Source organism: Pasteuria penetrans (genome assembly GCF_900538055.1).
GTDB lineage: Bacteria > Bacillota > Bacilli > Thermoactinomycetales > Thermoactinomycetaceae > Pasteuria > Pasteuria penetrans.
In genome coordinates, this window is the sequence record NZ_UZAC03000001.1 from 760560 (window position 1) to 784394 (window position 23835).

Below are 23835 nucleotides of genomic sequence, written 5' to 3' on the forward strand. Positions count from 1 at the left end.
TGCCCGATGCGATATTTGTTGTGATGGGTGGATGGGCTTGAGCGGCGAGGGTTCCCTTTCTTTTTTGTTTTGATTCCTATCATAAAAATTATCATTTCATTATGTTTTATTTGTTTCAAGGGGTGAGTTCGGGTGGATAGATAGGATCGATTTTTCTTTTTTTTGTTTTGGATGCAAAAACCTGCCCTCAAAGGGGGCAGGTTTTTGTGCATCAGGGGGGTTCAAAGGGGGACATTTCATCATTCTGTTCCATCCATTCCGGCCATCGATTCCCGGAAGGCGAAAGGGTGGGATCCTGGGATTGGATGGTTTGAAAAAGCTGTACAAAGGCTTGCATGGCTCGCGTATGTCCGGCAGAGGTCACATTAAGAGGATAACCGCTCCAGACCCCTAACGTGATTTCGGGTGTACAACCAATGAACCATAGATTGGTTTCTGAATTAGTGGTACCCGTTTTGCCCGCGATGTGGAATTCCCCTAGGGGTATGCCAATGGTTCGGAGTCCTGTACCTCCTTCTTCGTTTACTACGGATAGCATCATTTGAATGAGTTGTCGGGCTGTTAAAGGGGAGAAAACGGGTACGGTGGGAACATCCTTCTTAAAGTTGAAAATCTCCTGACCGTGAAGGTTCACAATGCTATGGATGAGATGGGGCCGTTGAAATGTTCCATGGTTGGCTATAGTTGCATAGGCACCTGTCATTTCACTGACGGTGAAGCCGTGGGTCAGTCCTCCCAGAACAGAGGCCTCACCGTCCCGGGGAGCAAGGCTCATGTTCATTTTCTTTAGGTATTCGTTTGCTTTCTTTTTTCCTACCATTTTGAACACACGGACGGCTGGAATATTCCTTGATTCGCGTAGGGCTTGGATGATGGGAATGGGTCCCTCAAACCTGTCGTCATAGTTCCTATAGAAATTGTTGTTGGACGAGTCTGTTTTTTGGAGTGGGGTATCATCGATAATGGAGTCGATGGAGATCATGTGTAGATCAATGGCTGGTCCGTAAGCGAGGGGCACCTTCATGGAGGAGCCTGGTTGTCTAGGTACGTATAGTGCATAGTTCTGCAGGTCATTTCCACTGTATTCGTTGCTGGTGGCAAATGCAAGAATACTTCCCGTTTTATTATCAATGAGTGTACTACCAAGTTTTTCCTTTAAGGTACGGTTTTTGAATTTTGTTGTCGCAGCGGGGAAATTTTGTGCTGCTTCGTTGAGACTATTATGAAGATCCTTATCCAGGGTTGTGTAGATTCGGTAACCACCCTGCGTGATCTTTTGGTGGAGATTTTTACGGTTTAGGTTTTTGGTAGACGGTAAGCTGTTGAGGATGCGAATTGCCTCATTTTGTACTGCCTCGATGATGAAAGGGTAGTGGGGTGAGGCAGGGGGGTCTGGTTGTTTTTGAGCAACGAGGTTCCCGATATCGAAGTTCAGTGCTTCCTGGTATTGTTGCTTTGTGATGGTGTGATTATCGAGCATAGCCTCTAGGACGTGACGCATTCTTCCTAGTCCTGCCGACAAATGCCCTACCGATAAATTTTCTGAGTCATTTAGGGGGTTATACCGGTTGGGGCTTTGAACCATACCGACAAGATAGGCGGCAGGAGCCAGTGGGAGTTGGTCTACGGGGATACCGAAGATATCCTTGGCCCCTGCTGCAAACCCATAAATGTGTTTTTTGTTGAGATTTTTGCCCAAATAAATACTATTGCAGTAGAGTAGCATAATCTCCTTTTTCGTAAAGTATCTCTCCAAACGTGCTGCTGTCAGAATTTCTGTTGCTTTGCGGTTGATCGTTTTTTTCCTGTTTTCCAGGATTGTATTTTTGATTATCTGTTGGGTTACAGTACTTCCGCCGGATATATTGTTTTTCATTCCCGGGAGGGAGAAGGGGAGATGTAGGAGATTGGTTAGGAGGGAATTCAGATACTGATAGGTGGCCCGAGTGATGGAACTGAGGACAAAGCCGCTGTGGATATAAAAATCCCGATCCTCTGTGGATAGGATTGCAGAGTGAACGTAGGGGGACATATCGTTGATTTCCCAGAGCATTTCCCTATGATCGGGGTTGACCAGGACATCGATCTTCTCAGGTTCCCGTTGATTTTTTGAACGGAAGAAGGCGTAGCTTGTTTGTGACCAATTGGAAAACCGTTGATCGAAGTCCTCACGACTCCAGGCGTTGTTTTGGGAGGTAATGGCTACTATAGCTCCGATGACGGTTCCTACTCCCCCCATGACCATAATAAAGAGGGGGATGATCATATAAGTGATCCAACGCAGCCAGCGCCCGTAACGAGAGGGGATCCTTTCCTTTTTTTTGGTTTTGTTGTGTATATCTCTGGTCATGACTTTCTTCTACCCCTTTGAGGTTTCCAGCCGAGACTATTTTTGTTATGGGAAGGACGGTAGTGGAAAGGTCCCCACCGCATTGTTTTTCTTGATATGGTTTTATCTTGCCCCAATGACAATCGATTTTACACATTGGGAGAAGAGGAAAGAAAAATATGCTTCCAAGGGTTAGTTTGAGAGTGTAGGAATTTTTAGGGTGATGTCCCACTTTGCGCTGTGGGGGTTCAGAGTTCCTAAAAATATTCCACGGAATCTTGATTGGGTACAGGGTAATCTCAATTTTAGAAAAATCGGGAGGTCCGTCCTATTGTTGTTGCCTTTATTGGACCCTATGCGATCCTATCGTTTCTCCCACTCTGATTACGATCCGTTTTCTAATCCAAGGGTGTGTTGCGAAATAGCTCTGTCCTCCCAATCCACCCAATACCTACCATCCCAGCGGTTCCAGGGGGTTCCCCCTCACTTTCTCATGTCTGGTCTAGTACATAGTTGAAAAGCGTATGGATGGGGCATTCCTTACAGGAAATTGCACAGTTTCTAAATGATAAAATTATGATAAAATATCATAATAAAATTAAATATGTATCCCCCATTGAGACACCAATTACCGACGCCCGTGGTAATCGATGTCTCAATGGGGGACCGGTGCCGTGGGCGAAGATTTTTGAAAACCTGGTCTCAGGTGCCCAATGTTTCGGGGGGAACCTGTATTCAACAACATAAAGAATCCCCCAGGCATGATCCCATCTGTGTCCTATCACTATGTAAATGGCTACTTTTTTTCCTTGCGATGACCCCTTAAGCTTCATAATGTAAACGTTTAGATTCCCCCCCTGTACATCGCATGCCGCTCGGATTGTAAGTATAGGTTGTCGTCTTCTGTGACTTTTCTCTCCCCTACTTGTTAGTCTACACCTAGGTTTTGACATAAACGGTTCCTTTCGATGCGTTCCCGAACGGTTCACTCTTTCTGAGCTTCCTACTAATCCCCACCGGTTCCCAACCGCTCACCATCGGAGTATTTCATTCAGTACGTAGGTGGTTGGAAAAGGCTTGCTACCTACCAGCCGACTCCGAAGGCCCATTTACAACCCTCATCGCTTACACCAGAGCTTACGGGACATACACCCGACGGGAATTTTAGTCCTGCCTTTCCCTAAACCGATCACCGCTGGGGTGTTTCCACACCAGCAGCGTTAGGTGGGTTCGGAGCCTTCTACCTACCCGCCGACTCCGAAGAGGTCCATTATAATCCCCATTGTTTCTATAGCCTACGGTACACACACCCCAAAGAATTTACACACATGACGGATGAAATCCGATCTATGGCCACTGAAACAGTAGATTTCGGAGAATGAAGGGGGGATAGAAGTATTGGGGGGTATATTTCATTTTTTATTATAAGTACTATAGAAACAGATCATTGAGATAAGGGTAAAATTGCCTAAGAGCGATGGGTTGAGCCCGCATAGTCCATGATTTTATCATGGACTTCCTGGATCGTGCGAACGGAGTCGACATGGCGGGTGTTGATGTAAATGTCTAGCCAGAGGTCTCCGCTTTCACTTTCCTGTCGTCCCCTGACTTCAAGAACGACGTCTGGATTGTTATAAATGCCCCATTTCCAGTCGTGTCCGAAAAAAGCGAAGGGGTAAGCTTCCCATGAACCCGTGGGCTTATTGTTCTCCATTTTGATATAAGGGGCATCCTGATGACTGTCGTCCGTAGCTTCAAAATAACCGCTATTGACTTGTATCCAACCCGCATCCGTTTTTGCCCAAGGTTTTTGGAAATATTTTCCTTCTATCACTTCAAATCCGTACAAATCCTCTTCAGAGAAAAAATCAGTAGGAAAACAACGATAATGTCCTGTTTGGGGATCCTTGATCAGTTTGGCAGGGTCCCCTTCTGCTAGACCGTTTTTCCTAATTTTTTCTAATTCCAGATTGCTACAGGCTTGGTCGATAGACTGCAATACGAACTCTGTTCTTTTCAGTGGGGTATTCTGTATTGCTTTGTTCATTCGTTCTACTAACTCCAGGGGAAGCGCTGTCACTAAATATTGATCAGGGTGGGTGCGCCAATGTTCCAACCAGGCGTCTTCCTCCCAACCCCTGTCCGCATCGAACCGGGTTTCATTGGCTTCCTGTTCCTCCCATGTTTCCTTACTTTCATAGTTTTTATCTGGTGTTTTTCCACCTGTTTCATGGGGGGTCCTTACTGAATTTGTTTTACCATTAGTATGGTGGGCGGGTGATGTGTTCTCTACTAGACCCCTGGTACGATGGGGATCCCCATTCCTACCCGCTGCTGACATTCTATAACCTCGTCTAATCACACAAGGTCACCCTCCTTGAATGGACTGGAATAAAGAGATTTCTCTGGTTCTTTGAGGGGAACTTTGTTGATAGGTTCCATTTTCTTAGTTCCTTGGGGGATGTTTTTGCATGCTCTAATCTGTAGAATTTACTTCCCTGTGGATTGTCATCCTAAGATCGATGGATTCCCCATGGAATGCGAAGTTTTACCCATTATGGACCATCTTTATAAGAAATATTTTAATTATTTTATCAAAAAATAGGTATAGATAACAGAAAATGGAACATTCCTATGAGGGGAATGTTCCCGTTGAAATCATTTCGTATTTCCCTAGACCATCAGGTTGTGTTTTGCTGTGTGGGGGAAACCTTCTCCCTGTCCGGCAAGGAAGAGGTGGACTGTGGGTGGATAGCCTTCGCCTCTGGTGGGGATGGTTGTGATGGAGGCGCTTCCTCATCGTCGATGAATCCCCGTGCGGCTCGTTTGAATTCGCGGATCGTTTTTCCGAGGGCTGCCCCAAACATGGGTAACTTCTTGGTACCAAAGAATACAAGTGCCACTGCGATAATGATAAGGGCTTCCAGTGGCTGGATGGACATGGGGATGGGTCCCCCCCTTTGCATTTTGTTTTATTGTATCATGCGATCTTAATCGATATCACATTTTGGTTCTTTTTCTCCCTATCCACCAGAGGGTAGATAGGATGAGGGTGAGGACAATGATATAGGGGAGGTAGGGGCGAATGAGGGCCCTGATTTGGGTCCAATTTTCCCCTAGTTTGTATCCTAGGTACAAGAAGACAAGGGTCCAGGGAATGACGGCCAATGTGGTGAGAATCACAAACCGTGGTAGGGGCATGCGGGCAATGCCAGCGGGTATAGAAATAGCGTGTCGGACCACAGGGATAAAGCGGGCGGCAAATACAGCCATGGTTCCATAGCTGGTGAACCATTGGCTGGCAGCGTCGAGATGTTTAGGTAGGATCAATAAAAAACGTCCGTATTTTTCTAGAAGGGGTCTTCCCCCTAGATATCCCAGCCCGTATAGAAAAACTTGCGCTAGTACCCCTCCTACTGTACCCGCCAGGAAGGCACCCCAGAAATTGATTTCTCCGTGCCAAATGAGATAACCACCATAAGCGAGCACAATCTCGCTGGGTATTACTTCGACCATAAGCCCTAATGCTATGCCGTAGTAGCCCATATCACGGAGCAAGTCCCACAGGTTCTGAATCCATTCCACAAGAACGTTTGTGCCATTGCTCATCAAAGGCCCCCCTGCCCCCTTTCCATTTGTTTGCATACCATAGGGATAAGGAATGATCGTAGGGACCATTATACTACAACCCCAATGATCTTTTTTCTCTATGGGAATGTTTTTTCTGTGTACGGGGCGGGGGTCGATGATGATTTCATGATCTTGGGAGGACACATTTTCATCATTCGCTGGGGGAATGTTGGTTTTTCTGTTCTTTATATCCCTATCCCCATGTTTTGTTTTATAGAAGTAAGTGATATGGGGTGGGGTAGTTCTAGGGGAATCAGGTTTATTCCCACCAATTACCGTATCCCCCGGGTATTTTCTATTGATGTGGGAGGAAAATAGGGGGGAACAAGTGGGATGGGGCCATAGGTTGGCGCCGCTTGAAGCAACCTAAGGGAATCCAGGATTCAGAAAGCCTCCGATACGAGTTTTGCTTGCGTGAAATGTAGGAGATAATCTTTTCCTCCTGCCTTTGAGTCCGTTCCTGACATATTGAATCCACCAAAGGGGTGGACACCGACGAGTGCACCTGTGCATCGGCGATTGAAATAGAGATTACCTACGTGGAACACTTCACGTGCTTCTTCGAGATGGGTACGGTCGTTACTGATCACAGCGCCTGTGAGGCCATATTCGGTATCATTGGCGATTGTGAGCGCATGATCGAAGGAGGAAGCACGATGGAAGGCAACTACGGGACCAAAGATTTCCTCTTGTGCGATGCGTGCAGTGGGATCTACATCGCTGAAAACGGTGGGTTGTAGGAAGTTACCTCCCCCTTCTATGGCATGGCCTCCGATTTGGAGAACACCTTCTTTTTTGCCAATTTCCATGTAGGCTAAGATTTTTTCTTTTGCCAGGGGGGTGATCACAGGGCCTACATGCACGGTTGGATCTTCGGATGGTCCTACCTTCAGTTTCTTTGTTTGTTCCACGACACCTTGTAGAACTGTATCATAAACGTCAGCATGGACGATAGCACGTGAGCAGGCAGAACATTTCTGGCCAGCAAAGTGGAAGGCCGAACCAACGATGGAGTGAATAGCCAGGTCCAGATCTGCCTTTTTGTCCACTACAATGGCATCCTTACCCCCCATTTCAGAAACGACCCGTTTCAACCACCGTTGTCCTGGTGCAGTATGTGCAGCCAATTGTTGGATGCGTATTCCGACATCGCGGGATCCGGTAAAGGATATGAAGCGTATGTCAGGGTGTTTCACCAGATACTCACCTACCACAGGGCCGTCCCCTGGTACGCAGTTTACGACGCCGGCGGGAAGTCCTGCCTCCTGAAGGAGTTGAAGGAATTGCATGGTTAGGACGACGGTGGGTGAGGCGGGTTTCAATACTACTGTATTACCTGCAACAATAGCGGATGCTGTCATACCGGCCATGATGGCCAGGGGGAAGTTCCATGGTGTAATGATAGCCCCAACACCTAGTGGGATGTAGTAGAGTTCGTTTCTCTCACCCGGATGGGGGGTAAGGGGATGGGGTTGGGATAATTCCAGCATGGATCGTGCGTAGAATTCTAGGAAATCGATGGCTTCTGCAGTATCACCATCGGCCTCTGTCCATGTCTTTCCTGCTTCCCAAACCATCCATGCGGAGAATTCGTCGCGCCGCCTACGAAGCAGTGAGGCAGCACGGAGTAGAATATTAGCGCGGGCAGAAGCAGATACACGTTTCCACTCATTGAAGGAGGTTGCGGCCGTTTGGATGGCCTGTTCAGTTATCCCCTCATCACCGGCGCCCACTGTGCCGATGATAATTTCTGGGTGGGAGGGGCTATAGGAAGTGATCTTTTGCGATGTGGTTACCTTTCTTTCCGCAAGGATAAGGTCATATTCCCTGTTGAGGATTTTTCTTACCCTGTCGATGGCAGATCCGTTGTAGGGAGAGAACGGTTCATTTCTAAATGGCATCATTTTGGAAAACCTCCTTTTAGGGTTGAACCTGGGGAATTGGGAATCGGGTTGGGTGTGTGTCAAGGTCTACTGTACCATTCTCATCATGAAATGGGGGGATGATTATGTCGTGGTTACATAGGGCCGTCGTTGGCGTAGCACAACAGCCCTGGCTATCCTCTCTTGTCAGTCGCCATGGGATGAAACTTGGTGCTGCTCGTTTCGTTGCAGGGGTGAACTTGGCGGAGGTTATGGAGGTTGTAAAGGGGATCAATGCGGATGGCAGACGAGTTACACTGGATCATCTCGGTGAGGGTGTAACGAATGAGGGTATGGCCCAGAAGATGGCGGATGCGCTTGTAACATCGTTGGATGCGATTGCGGAACAACGGATAGTATCGCGTGTCAATGTGTCCATTAAGTTGACACAGTTGGGCCTGGATCTGGGGGAGTCTATCATCTGGCGTCATATGGAAAGAATTGTTAGATATGCAAAGCAATTGGGCATTTTTGTTCGAATTGACATGGAGAATTTTTCACGTTTGCCACAGACATTACAAATTACGGAGAGGTTGGCAGATTGTTTTGGTTCATCCCAGGTAGGTACGGTGGTGCAATCGTGTCTTCGTGATGCAGGGGGTTATGCTCGGGCTTTGATACAGAAGGGTATTAGGGCCCGTATTGTAAAAGGAGCTTATATGGAATCCCCCCGTGTAGCTTTCCCCCGGAAGTCCGATGTGGATACCAATTTTGAGCATATTGCCCATCTTTATTTGCGTTCTGGTGTGCATGTTGCCTTAGCGACACACGATGAGGCGTTGGTTCAACGCTTGCGAATTTGGATACAACAACAGAATATCCCTAAGGAAATGTATGAATTCCAAATGCTTTATGGCATTGCCACCCAGTTACAAAAACGTTTGGTTCGGGAGGGTTATACCGTTCGTGTTTATGTTCCGTATGGAGTGGATTGGTATTCCTATCTCATGCGTCGCATTGCAGAGCGACCAGCCAATGCCTGGTTCGTACTGCACAACTTATTTCGAAAATGACAATGGTGCGGGTTTCCTTGGGTTTTTGGATTTTCATTAGGTAAGGAGTGGGAGGGTTCTAATCTTTGAATATTTTTTCATGTAATTTTTGTAATTGGTTCCGTATCTATCGCATAGCCTAACGTTTGCTTTATTCATTGTGGATGCATTCTGGTTTTTGTGATTGAATACATTCTAATTAAGGTATGATAAACTTCACAGAAATACGGATATGATTCTTCGCCGTACGAACATATTCATAAAAAATTATTTTTATGTAGACAGAAATATGCACCAAGCTCAGTACGGGCCTAGTACGGTGGATACAGCCAATGTAAAGGATATTTCGGGCGGCGTATGAAGGGTGCGTATGTACTTTTCTCGAGGGAATTTTTGATCCTAATTTTTGTCCCTTCTGGGGAACATTCCCTCGTATTTTTTAAGTATAATTTTCTTATTAATTTATATATAAAGAAGAATTCGTTCTTGTTCTTCATCCTTCCTTCATTAATCTTAAATATAAATAATATGTAAATTACAAACAAGTTATATTATTATTTTATTCCTATGCAGTATTACCTCTGATTTCCCCCCAATTCCTTTGGTTTATGCTGTCCTCTGAGGGGTGCGAACAACCCTTCCCATTTACATCTATGAGTAGTACTACTCAAAAATTTGTTTATGGATATCGATATTGCTTAATGATATTTATAGAAATAAAATATACATATATTTTTGAAGATGAACATAACAATCTAAAATCAGGGTACTTTCCTGGTAAAATCTTCAATATAATTGGAAATTGTTGTCCGTTGGGATCATCCACTTGCAGATTGGCATAAACTTGGGAAAGACCACGAATTTATAGAGGATTCTGGAAAATGGTATGACACCGATGATCCCACTTTTACCGGGGCCCACAATATATCTGCACGCCCTCATCAGGAGAGAGGGTTACAGCACGACTACAAGAACATTAGAAAAAGTGCAGGGATCCTATAGAGGGGGTAACAGTCCATTGCAAATTACCATCGGGGCGGCAAGGCTACCCATGCTCTTATAGAGGGAAAGAACTGTGCCACCAAGCTTGACTTTTGCCAATGTTTTGGGGTTTGGATTTGGAGGAACTATAAGAACCTTGCTATCGTACGTCGCAATAGCCACCTAGAAAACAATTAGGAGGGAAATTTCCAGAATGTTTCATAAGACTACTATAGTGTCTACTACACATAAAATAAAATAGAAATTCATTCAATAATTTTATATAAATAATAGAAAAAAATCACATACTTTTGTTTCTATTTATTTTATAAAATAATAGAGGCAGATGTTCTTCGGCATGGGTTCGTGTACAATAAACTGAATAAAAAAAATAAACAAACCAATTATGGGGGAAAGTGGGTCCCACCTAATTCATCCTTGCAATCCAGAATTGGGAAAAAACCGCCTAAGGATATTCCAGGTCCGAAGTTGGGTCGTGTGTCAAGAAGTCGTTCAAGAGATGAAGGTTGCTCGGCCCTTCGTAACCGGCTGATAGGTAGCAGGTTACAAACCGCCTAGTGCTGTGTGTCAAGAAGTCGTTCAAGAGATGAAGGTTGCTCGGCCCTTCGTAACCGGCTGGTAGGTAGCAGGTTACAAACTGCCTAGTGCTGCTGGGGTAAAGTGCCCTGGTTGTGAGCGATCTAGGAAAAGGCAGGGCATGACCCTGTCAGGTGGGAATCGGGGAGATCAGCGAAAGCGAACCGTTCGAAGACGCATCGAAAGGCGTAGTCCATGTCAAAACCGAGGTGGGGCACTAACGTCGGGATAAACCGTGGGGGACGACCTATCTTCTGCCCCGGTGGCATGCGGTGTACAGGCGGGATGAACCCGATTTAGGCTCTTGGTCGGAACTTGAGAGATCGTCGTACGGCGTCCGGCTGTCGCCAGATGGAAAGACCGAGGATAAACCGAGGTTCCGTGCACGAAGTCGGATCAGCTCATAGTAGTGTGGAAGCTTCTGTAATGGGAGTGGAGCGAAGGGGCTGACTCATCCTGAGGAGGACAGTAAAATGAAACTTTAGTGGGAGATCCGCTGGAGGAGATCACTGGAACCTCGGAGCAACATCCCTATAATCGAAGTATGACCTAAAGGGTCTGAAGATTGGGATGGGATGAGAAGAGCTGGATGATGCGAGAGTATCACGTCCAGTTCTGTGAGGGACTCGGCTGAAATGCCGGGTCTACTCGACGCTGGTGTGGAAACACCCCGGTGGTGAGCGATCTAGGAAAAGGCAGGGCATGACCCTGTCAGGTGGGAATCGGGGAGATCAGCGAAAGCGAACCAGCCGAAGACGCATCGAAAGGTATAGTCCATGTCAAAACCGATGTGGGTCCCGAACGTCGGGATGAACCGTGGGGGATGACCTATCTACCGACAACTTTAGTGGAAATCCACTGGAGGAGATCACTGGAACCTCGGAGCAATATCCCCATAATCGAAGTAGGACCCAAAGGGTCTGAAGATTGGGATGGGATGGGAAGAGCTGGATGATGCGAGAGTATCACGTCCAGTTCTGTGAGGGACTCGGCTGAAATGCCGGGTCTACTCGACAAGATCCCCAAATTTTCAGGTGCACTCCCCCAGAAAGGGGCACCTTTCAACCCTAAGGTACTTACGACCGAAATACTTATACAGACTTCTTTTATACTCATTAATAATATGAATATTTTATAAAAATTTTATTTAATTTACAAAAATATTCTAATGAGTTTGATACCTTTTTTCTGCAGGGGAATCTATTATGCGATTATCCACATCAATAAGCAAAATTTGGGGTGGTACTACTCATAGATGTGGGTGGAGGGTTGTCCGCATCCGTATCCCTCATACTAGGTACTCCTTTATTGCAATGTTTTTTTGGATTCGTTACAATTCGGGGAGGCGTGAGTGAATGTGGTAGTGGGCGGGGTAGGGTCCCCGCGCGTGTTTGGTGAGAATGATAGATCAGATAGGGTGGAAGGGAGGAATTGGGGGCTGTACCGGGTTCGTAGAGCGTTTTGTGATGGCACACGTGTTCTTTTTGTATCGGGGGTGTTGCTAGGCTTGGCTTGAGTGTGTTTCGCGGTCCAAGTTGTCGGATCATCTTTTTTGCATGGGGGGAAATGATTTGAGTAGTGAACATATGCTCACGGAGTTCCATAAGGAGGAACATGCAGTTTGCGACTGTTACAACCAGGGGTTGCTGGATAATATAACTGAATTTTCAAAAAAAAACGACGGAAGTTCCACCCCTAGGGAGGGGCGGGTGACTAAAGTCGTCTATAGGCAAATCCAAAAACTGTGTACGGAGGAACCTTTCCCGCCTAAACTGCGCTGGGTAGGGATGTGCAAGACGGATGGATCCAAAGCCATTCACACCCCTAGTTTCGATGGTTCCCCCCTTTCTGGTGGACAACAAGCAAGGGAAGGGGATGTGAAGAAGGGGGATTTCCCCCCGTTCCCCCCTGTTTTGCCGTTATCCTCCACTCCTACACGATTGGAATTGTCGGATGGGGATATCGGCGGGTTACGAGCCCTGGGAAGGAAAACCGTGTATTCACAACAATATGATCCACAATTGTTGGAGAGTGTTCCCAACCAGAATCGTGATTTTGAATACGTTGTGAAATTAAATACCCCTGAGTTTACCACCCTGTGTCCCCAAACTGGACAGCCAGATTACGCGTCGTTGTGTATTCGCTACATTCCCGATGCCCATTTGGTGGAAAGAAAGTCCCTCAAGCTTTATCTGGTTAGTTTTCGTAATTATGGTGACTTTCATGAGAATTGTGTTGTTGTTATTTTGAAAGATCTTCGTAGATTATTGGATCCCCAGTATATTGAGGTCTGGGGTAATTTCCTGCCGAGGGATGGGGTTAGCATTGATCCCTATGCGAACTTTGGTCGTCCGGGAACTGCATGGGCGGATATGGCCAAGGCGCGCTTAGCAGGGCAGGATTTGTGGCCCGAGGGGATAGATAATCGTTGAGTGTGGATGCGTTATGTGAGATTGAGAAAATGAGGAATCTTTCGGTTGGTATATGCATAGTATTAAGAACAGTGACACGCTTGTTATCGTGACCTGTCGGGTAAAAATAGAGCTAGCTTGGGTGGAATTTCGTTTGAAAACAGGTATTTCATCATTGCGACGCGATAGCGTGTTCCTGATGAGCAGGGGGCGGCGCTTTCTTCGATGGGATGGGCAAGTGGGGAGAATCATGACGAGAGATGGGTATGAATTGTTCCTTTCTGTAGGGAGTAGGGCAGTTTGTTTGAACCCAAGTGAATAGGGAATCACGGTGAAATTTTTGTGTAAACGCAGGTGGATCTTCCTTTTAGTTGCCATGAAGGGGGCACTTGTGCTAGCATAAGGGTCGCGTTGTCGCTTCAGTTCATCGACCCTGTGGTGGATCCATCGTAATGGGGATCGGGTAAGGGTTTTTCCCATGATTTTTCAACAGAGAAAATATTCAGAAAATTAATAATAATAGTCATAGTGACATTTCTCTCCCCAGGTTCAATTGGGATGTTCTATGGTATTCCCCTAGAAACGAAAAAAACGAATGCGCATGGGTGACGATGACGACATAGATTTAGACCAGGGAAATGATCGTACATGGGAATCTGTAGGCCCAAGAGGGGGATACCTCCTGGGGGTGTGGGGGTAAGTGCAGCTCATTATGGTGTAAGGAATCCTAGGTTGGTTGTACGCTCTGTTTTGATTAGGGGGACATACCCGTTGAGGATGGCCCTTATATGCAGTGAAAATCATTTATCATGTTAAGGAGTCGACAAAATTGAAATTGAAACAAATTACTACTGCTTTACTTTTGACGACAGCTTTGGCATTTCCAACATCCCTTGATGTTGGTATTAGGGCACAGGGGAATGATAGTAAGGATACGATCAATTCCAGTTCTGGCGGGGGTCCCGTTTCTGCCCCCGGTAGCGTGGATTCTTCTGACAAGTCCTCCGGTTCTGCTCCCCGTAGCGACGAAGGTTCTGGCAAATCTCCTAATTCTGCTTCCCATAGCGGAGGTTCCGACAAATCCTCTGGTTCTGCCCCCGGCAGTGCAGATTCTGGTCAATCTTCCGGTTCGGGTGGTTTTCCAGGGGATCCTTCTAATAGTTCGTCTGGCGATTTGGACTCAAATCGTGCATCTTCCCGTGCTGATGTTAGAGTACAGCCCGGTTCCTCAGGGCAGGCGTCTGCACAGGCTTCTGTTGGTGGTTCACAGGCTTCGGCAGTTGATGTTTCGCAGCTTAGGATCCAGCAGTCATCAGGTGGGAAGTTTTCCTTTTCTTCCTTGCCCGGGTTGAAGCTGAATGAGGTTCGTCTTGAGTTGTTGGATTCCCAAGGTAGTGTGGTGGATGTTTGTTCGCAGGTCATCAGTCAAAATGCGGCTCAGGCCTGTAATAGTGGTGCGGCGGATGGCAGTTATGCTGCTAAGATTACCGTATCAGCTAATAAATCGGCAGAATCATCCGTTCGGGTGGTATACAGTTCTTCCAGTAGTTCAGTTGTTGTTAAAGATGGCAAGGCCTCCCTTGTTGGTAGGGAAGTAGTAGCCAGGAAATCAGCGGGTTCTAAAGTATCTGGGGCCAGCGGTAGCTCCTCCTCGCAGTCGAAGGAATCTAGCTCCAGTTCTTCGAGTAAATCTTCTTCTTCCAAATCCTCAGGCAAATCCTCTTCCGCCCTCCCGGATACGGGTAATGACTATGTTTCAAGCATCCTTTTGGGAGGGGCTGTGGGAATGGTGGGTTTGACAGCGCTCTTCTTTTTGAGAGGGCGTAGGATGACGAACGTGGGTCGTATTAGAAGGTGATCTTCTTGCTTACAGGTCATTTTGGTGAAAGGGAAGGCCTGCGGTATATCCGCAGGCTTTTTACATAAGTGTCAGCAGAGGGGGTCTTGTTTTGTGGGTTCGTTGGGGGTTCATGGATACCTGATGGAGGATTTTTAGGAAAAAATGTGCACTATCATTTGCCATGGCGGCCGGGTTGTGTTAGGATGGGTCCGTTAGGTGTGATGGTCGATCTGGTTTCCTCGAGCGCCCTTATGGATGGAGGTCTTGGGAAGGTAAGGACCTCTTCGGAAAGCAGGGAAGGGTTTTCCTTTGATTAAAATTATGCAAATATTCAGAAAAGAGGTTGAATGAATGAGGCGACTTATTTTCAATCTGGGTGTGATGTCTTTGGCTAGTACAATTTCATTTGCCCCTAATCAAGGACTGGCTGCACCCCAGGCAGGTGGAGATCATAACAGTCTGGCTGCTTTAGGCAAGTCCCCCGGTGGTAGTCGTAGTGATTCCCCTATTCCTGCTATTTCTGCATCGGGTTCATTGGGCAATGTGAGTGGGAAGGGGGAGGCGGTTTCCGTCTCCATCAATGGTGATAAGGTTAGTTTTACGGGGGATATAGGGAGCGAGGAAATAAAGGTTTCCCTTAGATTTCTTATGGATGGTAAGTCTTTGTGTGAGGACAAGCACGTGGTAAAAAGGGGCTCTTTCCGTACGGAGCTCAAGGAGTGCAAATTGTCCCTAAAGAGCCAGCAAAACAAGACCTTAGATGCTGAGGTTAGGTTTGATGGTCAGGTGGTTGCTAAAGGACCTGTCAAGGTAGATTCCCAAGGGAAGGTGAATCACAAGTTTGAAGCGAGGGTGGCAAGGGATTCCCAGGATGGTTCTGATCAGGATGGGAGTAGAGGGAGAGTAGAATCCCCTCTTGTTTCCAAGAAATCATCGGGTAGTGACCCGGACGAGTACAAGGGGAGATCTGTTGCTGCTTCGGCCAAGAAATACCCAGGTTCTACTAAATTACCGGTGACAGGTACGGACTATCGTGGCGATCTGATGGGCGGGGCGGCCCTAGCAGCGTTGGGTACGTCTGCCCTCTTAGTCCTATACTTAGTACGACGCCGACGTAGCGCAAAGTAATCTAAAAGTTTAGGTCAGTATGAATAAGACCGCGGGGGATTTGCGCGCGGTCCCTTCGACCCGTGCTATTTTTTCATGGACGGGGGTGCTTCTCCCATTTATGTATGGGGGGGTCAATGATTTTTTCCATGATGTATTATAGGGACCCCGATCGCGGCTGCAGCAGGCATGGCAGGCGATCGGGTTTGTTCCGTGTGGTAGTTTTTCTATCGCTTGAGGGCTTTGCGGCGTAATCTGCGGGAGTAAAGAGCAGCAGCGCCGGCAAGGGTAGACACGGCCAAACCTGCTGCGATGGCTTCTGGGTAATGGGTTGCTGTCGAGGGGAGCGCCTTTTTACCCCTTTTTTTGCCCTTTCCATGTGGTTTTCCCTCGGGTCCGCCGGGTTCTCCACCGGGTCCACCGGGTCCGCCGGGTTCTCCACCGGGTCCACCAGGTCCACCGGGTCCGCCGGGTCCACCGGGTTCCCCGCCAAGGGGTCCACCGGGTCCACCAGGTCCACCTTTAGGTCCTTTTTTTCCAAGCGGTCCTCCTGGTGGTTCCCCGCCAGGGGGTCCACCGGGTCCACCAGGTCCGCCGGGTCCACCGGCCTCAGGTGGTTCTCCCCCAGAAGAGGGTATGACACTACTCTTCATATCGGTGGTAGTAGACATGGATGGATCCGCTGCACCGACGGAGGGGCAGCATAGGCTGGCTACGGTACAGCCCAGAAAGGCAGTAAGGCAAAGTGGTGTCAGTTGTTTCATAATGGATGAAAACCCCTCTCCATGTTGTACGGATAGGTGTAAAGTAGCGATGAGTTGCACCTCCGACGTTCCTATGGTTCCGCAAATCCTTGTTTTCTTATGCGTTTTTCCAGAGGATTTTGTTGTCGGGGAGACTAAATAGCGGATGTATAACCAGTATGCCCAGTATATCCCCGGGAAGGGTTCATTCATCCCAACGGATATTTTAGGGGTTTACCTTTGGTTACGCTTCTTGCGGAGGATACGCATGCCAACCAGTATCGCGGCCGCCACAATGAGAGCAATGACAGCGTATTTAATGTAATTACCATATTCGGTAGCTGTATGGGGGGGAGGTAGTATCTCAGCGGCCTCTAGGGCGGAAGCCCATGGAGTAGGTGTTAGAAGGTAGCAGCCTATCAATGTAGAAATCATACATGTATTAAAAAGTAATTGTGAAAATCGCATGGTTTGCACCCCTTTTGGATTAGTAATTTAGAAAAATCTACATTCATTTTTCAAAGTAGTGAGGGATAATTTTGGGCAAGCAGGATCTACGATTTTGCGTATATGCCACCTTAGTGTTACCTTGCTGATCCCCTGTACTTATACCCGGGGGAAGAAATGATTGGGATCATCTATACCAATCTGGATCGTTACGGTTGATACAGATCGGAGGGTGGGCTGGCTGGGAATGGGGTCTTTGGTATAGCATGGGGTCTTATCACAGGATCGTGGGGGGATTTCGATAATAGGATGACAGAATTGCCCCATTTTGTCCATTTCTTTCAGTGAGTTATTTTCTTTATATTAGGGCGATGCTTTTACGTATGACAAGGGGGAAATGGGGGCTTGACGGTGGGTAATCAGTCGATTACAATGGATCCCGGTAGGGTCATGGGGGGCATTAGCTCAGTTGGGAGAGCGCTACGCTGGCAGCGTAGAGGTCAGCGGTTCGAGCCCGCTATGCTCCATTGAGGTGTTCCTGTTTACCGACGAGTTGATGTAGGATTACCTGAGGTTGCGTGTTGAGGGGGCGCGAGTAGCCCTCCATTTTGGTTTGTAAGGGTTGCTGTCCAAAAACTGTGTTTATGGATACTGGTATTGGTGTTGTATTGGCTTTCTTGGCCCAACTTTGAACCCGGAATATCCTCGGGCGGTTCTTTTCTAATTCTGGATTGTAAGGATGAATTAGGTGGGGGACCGCTTTCCCTCCATAATGGATAGGCTCCTGCAGATTCGGGAGCCTCACTAGGAACTTTTGACCCGACACCCGGGGGCGTCCAAAGGTTAAATTCTCCCAGGAGGTCGCTACTGTTCCGCAGGGAAAAGACCGGAAGATAAAGATGATAGATGGAATCTTTGAGGGTATGCTTTGTACTCTGATAACGTGGTAACGGGTATGGTGAAAATTCGCATCTTGTCCTAGGAATCTCTAGATGTAATTCCCTAAACAGTGTGTTGTATCCGTGATGAAGGCCCCATTCCCCTCATTCTGGGGATTTTCCTGCCAGTGGAGGGTTTTATCCACATGCATGCGCGGGTTGCATATGTTTTCGACAACAAATTTCCAATTTTTTGGGCAGGTTATGGGGTCTATCTTCGGAGTCCATGCGTTTTTCAGCAATCCAATCAGCGTCCGTACCAAAATACTACTATAAGTCGTGATAGAAAATAAGACTGGTAATGTCCTTCAGGGAAGGGGAATCTTTTGCTTTTTCCTTGTTGTTCGATGGACAACACAGTGATAGCAGTTCCTCGATCAGACGCCTAGATTTCCCCCGCCCCTTGGGACCCCCTTAACGTAATTCCTTTCTTGAGATCATCGAAGAAATGTTGGGAACATAAGGTTTGATCCCGAATCTTTGGATTGTGCAATTTTTGATATCCATCCCTTTCGAATGGTGCATCTCTCGGATCCTTATCTTTTCTGTTATGCGAAGTTATGGATGGAAAATCATCGGTCGATGGATCGTGTTTCGTTTCCTCATTCCTTGCTTGCGGATCATTCTCTGTTACGGTTTTGTATCCTCGGGAGGGAGAGGACGGAGGACGGATCCGTACTATAGGATTTCCCAATCTCACCGGCTCCCGCAGCCTATTTTGTACTCTCATTTCCCGCTGTCATTGCCGTTGTTTCGTGGACCAGGGCCAGTTTTTCGTTTGTTATTGCCGTTTGTCGGTGTCGGTTGGCTAGGGCCAGCTTTTTGTTTGCCATTGTTATTATGGTCCTATCGGTTAGAACCGATTTATCATCTATCAAGACATTATGGCTATGGTAGGTTGCTCATGGTTTTCCTCCCCTGGGTTTATTTTTTTTTGCTGATCAACATTCTACCATAGATAGGGGGCGTGAGTCATATCCCTTTTTTACATAATAACGACAACCTTCATTCCTGATAGTGTGATAGCGTCTTATTTGTTGATCGGATCGCTTTGTTCATGGTGATGGAACAGGGTTTCGTCATGTCCGTAATGTTGACAACATTACGTATTTTTTTGTTGTTTTTGTGCTTCCCATAAACAGAAATGGATCTTATGCAGTGGAATACACAATGTTCGTTTCCCGCGCAAGGAGCCTAGTAAAAATTTCGTGAAAATTCATATGAAATAAGGTTCATCACCCAAAGATACGAAACAGGGGCAGTGTCATAATAAAATGTTATTATGTTATCAATTGCTTTACCCAAGGGTGAGACTAGATTCATAGATGGGGCATTCCCCACAAGAAATTGCATGGTCCCCTATTTTCGCTGCTGGAGGTAGCATTGCCGTTAATGAGAAAATTTACCTATAAAAATTCTCATATTTATTTTATTTTCCAACCAATGCCTACACATGGTTGAGTTTGTTCCTGTAGTAGGTACATCCTCATCGTTGGGTTTTCATAACGGATTCCATTTCCCACAGGCCAAGAATGCCGTGTTTTATTTTTCATTCCTTGTCTGATTCTGTTTTCACCAATTTTTGTCCCCAGGTTTCCCGAATCTCCGAGTAGGTGGGGTCTTCCTTAAGAGTGGAGTATTAGTCCTGTAGGGGGTCAAAAAAAGATTCCTCGATGCATTCAAGCAACTATTCTATCGTGGAATGAGACGTTAGGAAGGGGGTAAATTTCTTCTGAAAACTCTGTTCAGGAATTCACTACTCACAACAGGATGCTTTGCCCCCCACTTTCTGAACTGAATCCCCAGACCCGATATTTAGTCGAAATCCTGATTTTTTTAGTGATTCAGGTTCAAGGGGAGACCCTTCCTTTAGTAGGGTAAGCTCTTCAAGGAATCCCCGGGGCAACCCACCCTGGGGATTTTACTCACGCGATCGAACGCAACCCTCTTTACAAAACAGGAATTGTAAGGTAGAATTTGTACGATAGAATATAATATGATTACATTTTTTATTACTATAAGATTTTTAATTATTCATGGAATGTTGTACAGGAAAATTGATAACCTGTTTCCATGTTATGCAAATGTTAAAATTACCCTAAAAATTATTTTCAGAAAATTTACAGAAGAACTTAGAGACAACTGTTGGGGGAACACAGGACAGCATTCGAACAGATGTGTATAGTCTCGGAAGTTCCGAAGATGGGGGAATACCCCCCTTTCAGGGATTCACATTCACAATGGGGTGCCTCCGAACACAGAGTGTTTTTTGGCTCTCTAAATGTATTTTTTCCGGTGTCCTCTTTTCCTTACCCTATACGGGACGGTAATCATAAAATTATCCACCCTTATTTGCTTTTATTGGTTAATATATTTTAAAATACGGAGGTAACATTGAAAATGAATAAAATAAATAAGGGATATGCGTTTTCTATTTTTTTTGTCGTTCCTACATTATGGGGCCTTTCCCATAAATCTGCAGCTTTCTTTCCAGGTAGGCTAGCCGTGCCCGATATCCAAAATCTATCATCCCCACATGGGGATATATTGTTACACAAAGAAAACGATCTCGAACGTGGTAAACCTGGGGAAACAAGGTCTCGTATAAAAAGGAGAAGTCCTAGGCTATCAACAAGTTCGACAGGATCTTCATCGTCCACAACGTACGAATCCGCTATGGATGGTAGTTTTCCTGTGGATGGCAGTTCCCCTATGGATGGTAGTTCCCCTATGGATGGTGATTCTCCTATGGATGGTGGTTCCTCCCCCACGGATGATGTCCCCCACACGAACACAGGAGAAAGGTCCATATCCATTGCTCGTGCAGAGTTGAGGAGAATTTCTAGGGGATCAACAGGTTCGAGCAGTAGTCGTACTGGGGCCAAGAATACAAAGTCCTCATCGTCCACAACGTACGGGTCCGCTATGGAGGATGATGGATCCCTTGTGGATGGTAGTTCCCCTCCCATGGATGGTGTCCTCCACACGAACACAGGGGAAAGTCTCACATCCGTTGCTCATGCAGAGGTATTGAACATGCGCAGAACTTTCGGAACGTGGGATGATTTTTTTGCGCGGAACATATCAGAAGCCCCAAGAACCATGAAAATATGGAAGGAGGTAACCCGTGCAGCAAGGAGGGAGGTACCAGGGAAAGGGAAGGAAGTAGAGGGAACAGCGATGATACTAAGGAGAGCAAAGGAGGAAGTGGAGATAGCAGAAAATAGGGAGATTTATATAAAAAAACTCTCTAAAATAATGGGAGCAGAAGATTCTGATAATTTTAGAATTTATAATTCATTATTAGAATTGGCAAGGAATGATAAAAAAGATGCGTATCTATGGCTTGAGATGGCACTCCGTACGGAATACGAAAAAGCACGGGAGGGAAATGAAAAAAAAGCCGATGTATGGCTTGAAATGGAGCTCCGTGCAGAGAACGAAAGGGCGCACAAGGAGAGAGATTGGGCAGCGTCGATAGGGTTGTTCGATCCTGAGACTACGGAAGCAACGAAGCAGGGACAGGTTGGTATGGCACGAGTGAATGCGAAGAGGAACGAAATAGGATATCGGCAACCAGGTATCTCAGCGACGTTGGGTTTCATGGATGATAGTATTCCACCTAATAGTATCTCCCCCACGAATGAGGATATCTCCCTCGCGAACTCTCAGCAAAATGCTGATGGTACATTCACTGGTCATTCCCTTATGAGGAGAGTGAAGAAAGTTGGGGGGAGGACAATGGGGATTGGGAAAGAAAATCCTGCGGAGTTAGCGCGCAAAATTTTTGGGACAATGGAAGGGAGGCTCGAAACGTTAGGGGAGGCAAGACATAGGGTGGAAGTAGCAAAGGACAGGAGACGCAAAGCAGAGCTTAGAGAGCTCGGGGAGGAAGAGGAGGCAAGGAGGGATGAAGAAAGGGAACGCAAAAGACTTATAGATTTGCATTCTTTGTATTTTGATAGAGATATAAAAATATGGGAAGAGGCGACCCGTGTAGCGAAGGAGAGGATACTAAAGGGGGAGGAGGAAAGGGTAAGGAAAGGAAAAATAGCGGATATATTAGGAAAGGCAGAGGAGGTGGAAATAGCAAAAAATAGAAGGATTTACATGGAAGAGCTCGCTGAAATAGGGGTAGCAGATCTAAGTATGGTGGGAAAGGCACAGAAGGAGGAGGATTATGCGAATTATTTTCTTCGTGTTTCCCTTCGTGAAGTAAACAACAAGGCACGGAGGGAGGGGAAGGAGCAGGCAATCATTGAGTTAGATTACCCCGAAACATACGAATCCGCTACGGATGGTAGATCTCTAATGGAGGGTGGATCTTCAACGGATGACGACAGTTCCCGTATGGATGACGACAGTTCCCGTATGGATGACGACAGTTCCCGTATGGGTGACGACAGTTCCCGTATGGATGATGGTTTCCCCGTAGATGGTATCTCCCCCACAAAAACAGTGGACAACAGGCCCATACCCATTACCCATACAGAATTATTTAATATTAATAAAACTTTTGGAACCTTGAATGATGTTTTCCCCACAGAAATATTAGAACCTTTGAGAATTGAGAGAAACATGAAAATATGGAAAGAGGTGACTCGGGTAGCAAGGAGGGAAGTACCGAAAGATGGGGGGGAAGAAGGGGGAACAACGATGATGTTGAGAAAGGCAAAGGAGGACGTGGAGATAGCGGAAAATAGGAGAACTTATATAGAAAAGCTCACTGAAATGGGGGTAGCAGATTCTAAATTACTGGCATGGTCGGAATATGATAAAAAAAATGCGTATCTATGGCTTGAGATGGTACTTCGTATGGAGTACGAAAGGGCACGGGAGGAGAACGAAAAAAATGCGTATACATGGCTTGAGAAGGCGCTCCGTACGGAATATAGGAGAGCGCAAGAAAAAGAAGATGGGAGGGCGGCGATAGGGATGAAGCCCGCCCCGGGGACTATGGATAGTACCTACCCCACGAATGGGGGTATCCCTCCCACGGCCCCCCAACAGAATACTGAGAATACATTCACCAGTCATTCTTCTACAAAGGCGATTGGGAAAAATTCGATGGGGATTAAGGATGAGATTAAAGCGATCTGGGATCATATAAAAGATGTGCTGTTCATAAGTAAGGGAAAATCGAATACAGGTGTGGGGAAAACAAATCCGGCGGAGTTAGCACGCAAAACTTTTGGGACGGAGAAAGAGCATTCTGAAACATTAAGGGAAGCAACAAATCGTTGGTTGGGAACGGGGTACATAAAACACAGAGAACGTTCTGGGGAGGGGATAGAGGGGGAAAATAGGAACAAGAAGGGGGAGTACGAAAGACGACGATACAAGGAGTTGCGGGATTTGTATTTTGATAGGGAGGGGAAAATATGGGAAGAAGCAACCCGTGTAGCAAGGGAGAGGACACCGAAGGGTGAGGAAGAGAGGAAAGGGTGGATAGGAAGGGTGTTAGAAGAAGCAAAGGAGGTAGAAATAGCGAAAAATAGGAGGATTTACATGGAGGAGCTCGTTGAAATGGGGGTTACACATTTGAGGATGTTAGGCGATGCATGGAGGAGTGAAAATAGTGCGAATGAGAAACTTGATACTGTTCTTCGTGCAATAAACGAGAGGGCGGCACGGAGGGGAGGGGAAGAGCAAGCAGTAATTCTGTTGAAATACCCTGAGAGATCCGCACCATATTACTAAGGGTCGTTCCAATGTTTTTGTACGGAATCCCCGGGACCTAGTACCTGAATAAGGCGAAATTCCATGGTACAACACCGTATAATTAAGGGGTTATGAATAAATGGTGCTGGCGCGGTTAACAAGGTTCACAATTGTTTCTTGAGGTTCCAATAAAAATGGGGAATGATCCTTTGCGGATTCATAAAAATAATTACATAT

The 23835-nt window shown here is 46.5% G+C and carries 19 protein-coding genes and 1 tRNA gene; 11 read left to right on the top strand and 9 right to left on the bottom strand.

Going from position 1 to position 23835, the window contains the following annotated elements:
• Window positions 1-211: 211 nt before the first annotated feature.
• Window positions 212-2350, bottom strand: coding sequence for a transglycosylase domain-containing protein (locus PPRES148_RS03025; RefSeq protein WP_149453173.1), 2139 nt, complete (start codon window positions 2348-2350; stop codon window positions 212-214).
• A gap of 202 nt (window positions 2351-2552) precedes the next feature.
• Between PPRES148_RS03025 and PPRES148_RS03030 the strand changes: the two genes are divergently transcribed.
• Window positions 2553-2846 (top strand): hypothetical protein, encoded by a 294-nt coding sequence (locus PPRES148_RS03030; RefSeq protein WP_149453174.1) that lies wholly within the window; start codon window positions 2553-2555, stop codon window positions 2844-2846.
• A gap of 951 nt (window positions 2847-3797) precedes the next feature.
• On the opposite strand, the gene PPRES148_RS03035 is transcribed toward PPRES148_RS03030, so the two are convergent.
• From PPRES148_RS03035 to pruA, 4 genes are all read right to left on the bottom strand, one after another.
• A complete protein-coding gene (locus PPRES148_RS03035; RefSeq protein WP_149453175.1) occupies window positions 3798-4691 on the bottom strand; it encodes a hypothetical protein in 894 nt (297 codons plus the stop codon).
• 319 nt (window positions 4692-5010) lie between these two features.
• A complete protein-coding gene (tatA, locus tag PPRES148_RS12785) occupies window positions 5011-5271 on the bottom strand; it encodes a twin-arginine translocase TatA/TatE family subunit (RefSeq protein ID WP_149453176.1) in 261 nt (86 codons plus the stop codon).
• 58 nt (window positions 5272-5329) lie between these two features.
• Window positions 5330-5938, bottom strand: coding sequence for an undecaprenyl phosphate transporter UptA (gene uptA / locus PPRES148_RS03045; protein ID WP_149454209.1), 609 nt, complete (start codon window positions 5936-5938; stop codon window positions 5330-5332).
• A 404-nt stretch (window positions 5939-6342) separates the two neighbouring features.
• Complete coding sequence (pruA, locus tag PPRES148_RS03050; RefSeq protein ID WP_149453177.1) at window positions 6343-7863, bottom strand: L-glutamate gamma-semialdehyde dehydrogenase; 1521 nt, start codon at window positions 7861-7863, stop codon at window positions 6343-6345.
• A 98-nt stretch (window positions 7864-7961) separates the two neighbouring features.
• On the opposite strand from pruA, the gene PPRES148_RS03055 reads away from it, so the two are divergent.
• The 8 genes from PPRES148_RS03055 (at window position 7962) to PPRES148_RS03085 (ending at window position 15830) form a co-directional block, all read left to right on the top strand.
• Window positions 7962-8894, top strand: coding sequence for a proline dehydrogenase family protein (locus PPRES148_RS03055; protein ID WP_149453178.1), 933 nt, complete (start codon window positions 7962-7964; stop codon window positions 8892-8894).
• Window positions 8895-10220: 1326 nt separating this feature from the next.
• A complete protein-coding gene (locus tag PPRES148_RS03060; protein ID WP_149453179.1) occupies window positions 10221-10433 on the top strand; it encodes a hypothetical protein in 213 nt (70 codons plus the stop codon).
• A gap of 733 nt (window positions 10434-11166) precedes the next feature.
• Window positions 11167-11406, top strand: coding sequence for a hypothetical protein (locus PPRES148_RS03065; protein ID WP_149453180.1), 240 nt, complete (start codon window positions 11167-11169; stop codon window positions 11404-11406).
• 396 nt (window positions 11407-11802) lie between these two features.
• Window positions 11803-11967, top strand: coding sequence for a hypothetical protein (locus PPRES148_RS10740; protein ID WP_187820481.1), 165 nt, complete (start codon window positions 11803-11805; stop codon window positions 11965-11967).
• 430 nt (window positions 11968-12397) lie between these two features.
• Entirely contained in the window at window positions 12398-12883 is a 486-nt protein-coding gene (gene queF, locus PPRES148_RS03070) for a preQ(1) synthase (protein WP_246142948.1), read from the top strand.
• 52 nt (window positions 12884-12935) lie between these two features.
• Window positions 12936-13184: a hypothetical protein gene (locus PPRES148_RS03075; RefSeq protein WP_149453181.1), complete on the top strand. Its 249-nt coding sequence runs from the start codon at window positions 12936-12938 to the stop codon at window positions 13182-13184.
• A 471-nt stretch (window positions 13185-13655) separates the two neighbouring features.
• Window positions 13656-14720, top strand: a complete 1065-nt coding sequence (locus tag PPRES148_RS03080) for an LPXTG cell wall anchor domain-containing protein (protein WP_149453182.1) — start codon at window positions 13656-13658, stop codon at window positions 14718-14720.
• Window positions 14721-15053: 333 nt separating this feature from the next.
• Window positions 15054-15830 (top strand): hypothetical protein, encoded by a 777-nt coding sequence (locus PPRES148_RS03085; RefSeq protein ID WP_149453183.1) that lies wholly within the window; start codon window positions 15054-15056, stop codon window positions 15828-15830.
• A gap of 206 nt (window positions 15831-16036) precedes the next feature.
• On the opposite strand, the gene PPRES148_RS10750 is transcribed toward PPRES148_RS03085, so the two are convergent.
• Both PPRES148_RS10750 and PPRES148_RS03095 read right to left on the bottom strand, forming a co-directional pair.
• Window positions 16037-16573: a hypothetical protein gene (locus PPRES148_RS10750; protein WP_187820484.1), complete on the bottom strand. Its 537-nt coding sequence runs from the start codon at window positions 16571-16573 to the stop codon at window positions 16037-16039.
• Window positions 16574-16786: 213 nt separating this feature from the next.
• Window positions 16787-17020 (bottom strand): hypothetical protein, encoded by a 234-nt coding sequence (locus PPRES148_RS03095; protein WP_149453184.1) that lies wholly within the window; start codon window positions 17018-17020, stop codon window positions 16787-16789.
• Between the two features lie 433 nt (window positions 17021-17453).
• On the opposite strand from PPRES148_RS03095, the gene PPRES148_RS03100 reads away from it, so the two are divergent.
• Window positions 17454-17526, top strand: a tRNA-Ala gene (locus PPRES148_RS03100).
• Between the two features lie 796 nt (window positions 17527-18322).
• Here the strand turns inward: PPRES148_RS03100 and PPRES148_RS03105 are convergent.
• Window positions 18323-18637: a hypothetical protein gene (locus PPRES148_RS03105; protein ID WP_149453185.1), complete on the bottom strand. Its 315-nt coding sequence runs from the start codon at window positions 18635-18637 to the stop codon at window positions 18323-18325.
• 13 nt (window positions 18638-18650) lie between these two features.
• Window positions 18651-18815 carry a hypothetical protein gene (locus PPRES148_RS10755; RefSeq protein WP_187820486.1) on the bottom strand — a complete coding sequence of 55 codons (165 nt, stop codon included), beginning with the start codon at window positions 18813-18815 and terminating at the stop codon, window positions 18651-18653.
• A 1522-nt stretch (window positions 18816-20337) separates the two neighbouring features.
• Here PPRES148_RS10755 and PPRES148_RS03110 point away from each other — a divergent pair.
• Window positions 20338-23637, top strand: coding sequence for a hypothetical protein (locus PPRES148_RS03110; RefSeq protein ID WP_149453186.1), 3300 nt, complete (start codon window positions 20338-20340; stop codon window positions 23635-23637).
• Window positions 23638-23835: the final 198 nt, after the last annotated feature.

Bases quoted from the DNA above. Each gene is read 5' to 3' on its own strand.
- PPRES148_RS03025 (WP_149453173.1), bottom strand. From the start codon at position 2,350: ATGACCAGAGATATACACAACAAAACCAAAAAAAAGGAAAGGATCCCC.
- PPRES148_RS03030 (WP_149453174.1), top strand. From the start codon at position 2,553: ATGTCCCACTTTGCGCTGTGGGGGTTCAGAGTTCCTAAAAATATTCCA.
- tatA (WP_149453176.1), bottom strand. From the start codon at position 5,271: ATGTCCATCCAGCCACTGGAAGCCCTTATCATTATCGCAGTGGCACTT.
- uptA (WP_149454209.1), bottom strand. From the start codon at position 5,938: ATGAGCAATGGCACAAACGTTCTTGTGGAATGGATTCAGAACCTGTGG.
- pruA (WP_149453177.1), bottom strand. From the start codon at position 7,863: ATGATGCCATTTAGAAATGAACCGTTCTCTCCCTACAACGGATCTGCC.
- PPRES148_RS03055 (WP_149453178.1), top strand. From the start codon at position 7,962: ATGATTATGTCGTGGTTACATAGGGCCGTCGTTGGCGTAGCACAACAG.
- PPRES148_RS03075 (WP_149453181.1), top strand. From the start codon at position 12,936: ATGCATAGTATTAAGAACAGTGACACGCTTGTTATCGTGACCTGTCGG.
- PPRES148_RS03085 (WP_149453183.1), top strand. From the start codon at position 15,054: ATGAGGCGACTTATTTTCAATCTGGGTGTGATGTCTTTGGCTAGTACA.
- PPRES148_RS10750 (WP_187820484.1), bottom strand. From the start codon at position 16,573: ATGAAACAACTGACACCACTTTGCCTTACTGCCTTTCTGGGCTGTACC.
- PPRES148_RS03095 (WP_149453184.1), bottom strand. From the start codon at position 17,020: ATGCGATTTTCACAATTACTTTTTAATACATGTATGATTTCTACATTG.
- PPRES148_RS03110 (WP_149453186.1), top strand. From the start codon at position 20,338: ATGAATAAAATAAATAAGGGATATGCGTTTTCTATTTTTTTTGTCGTT.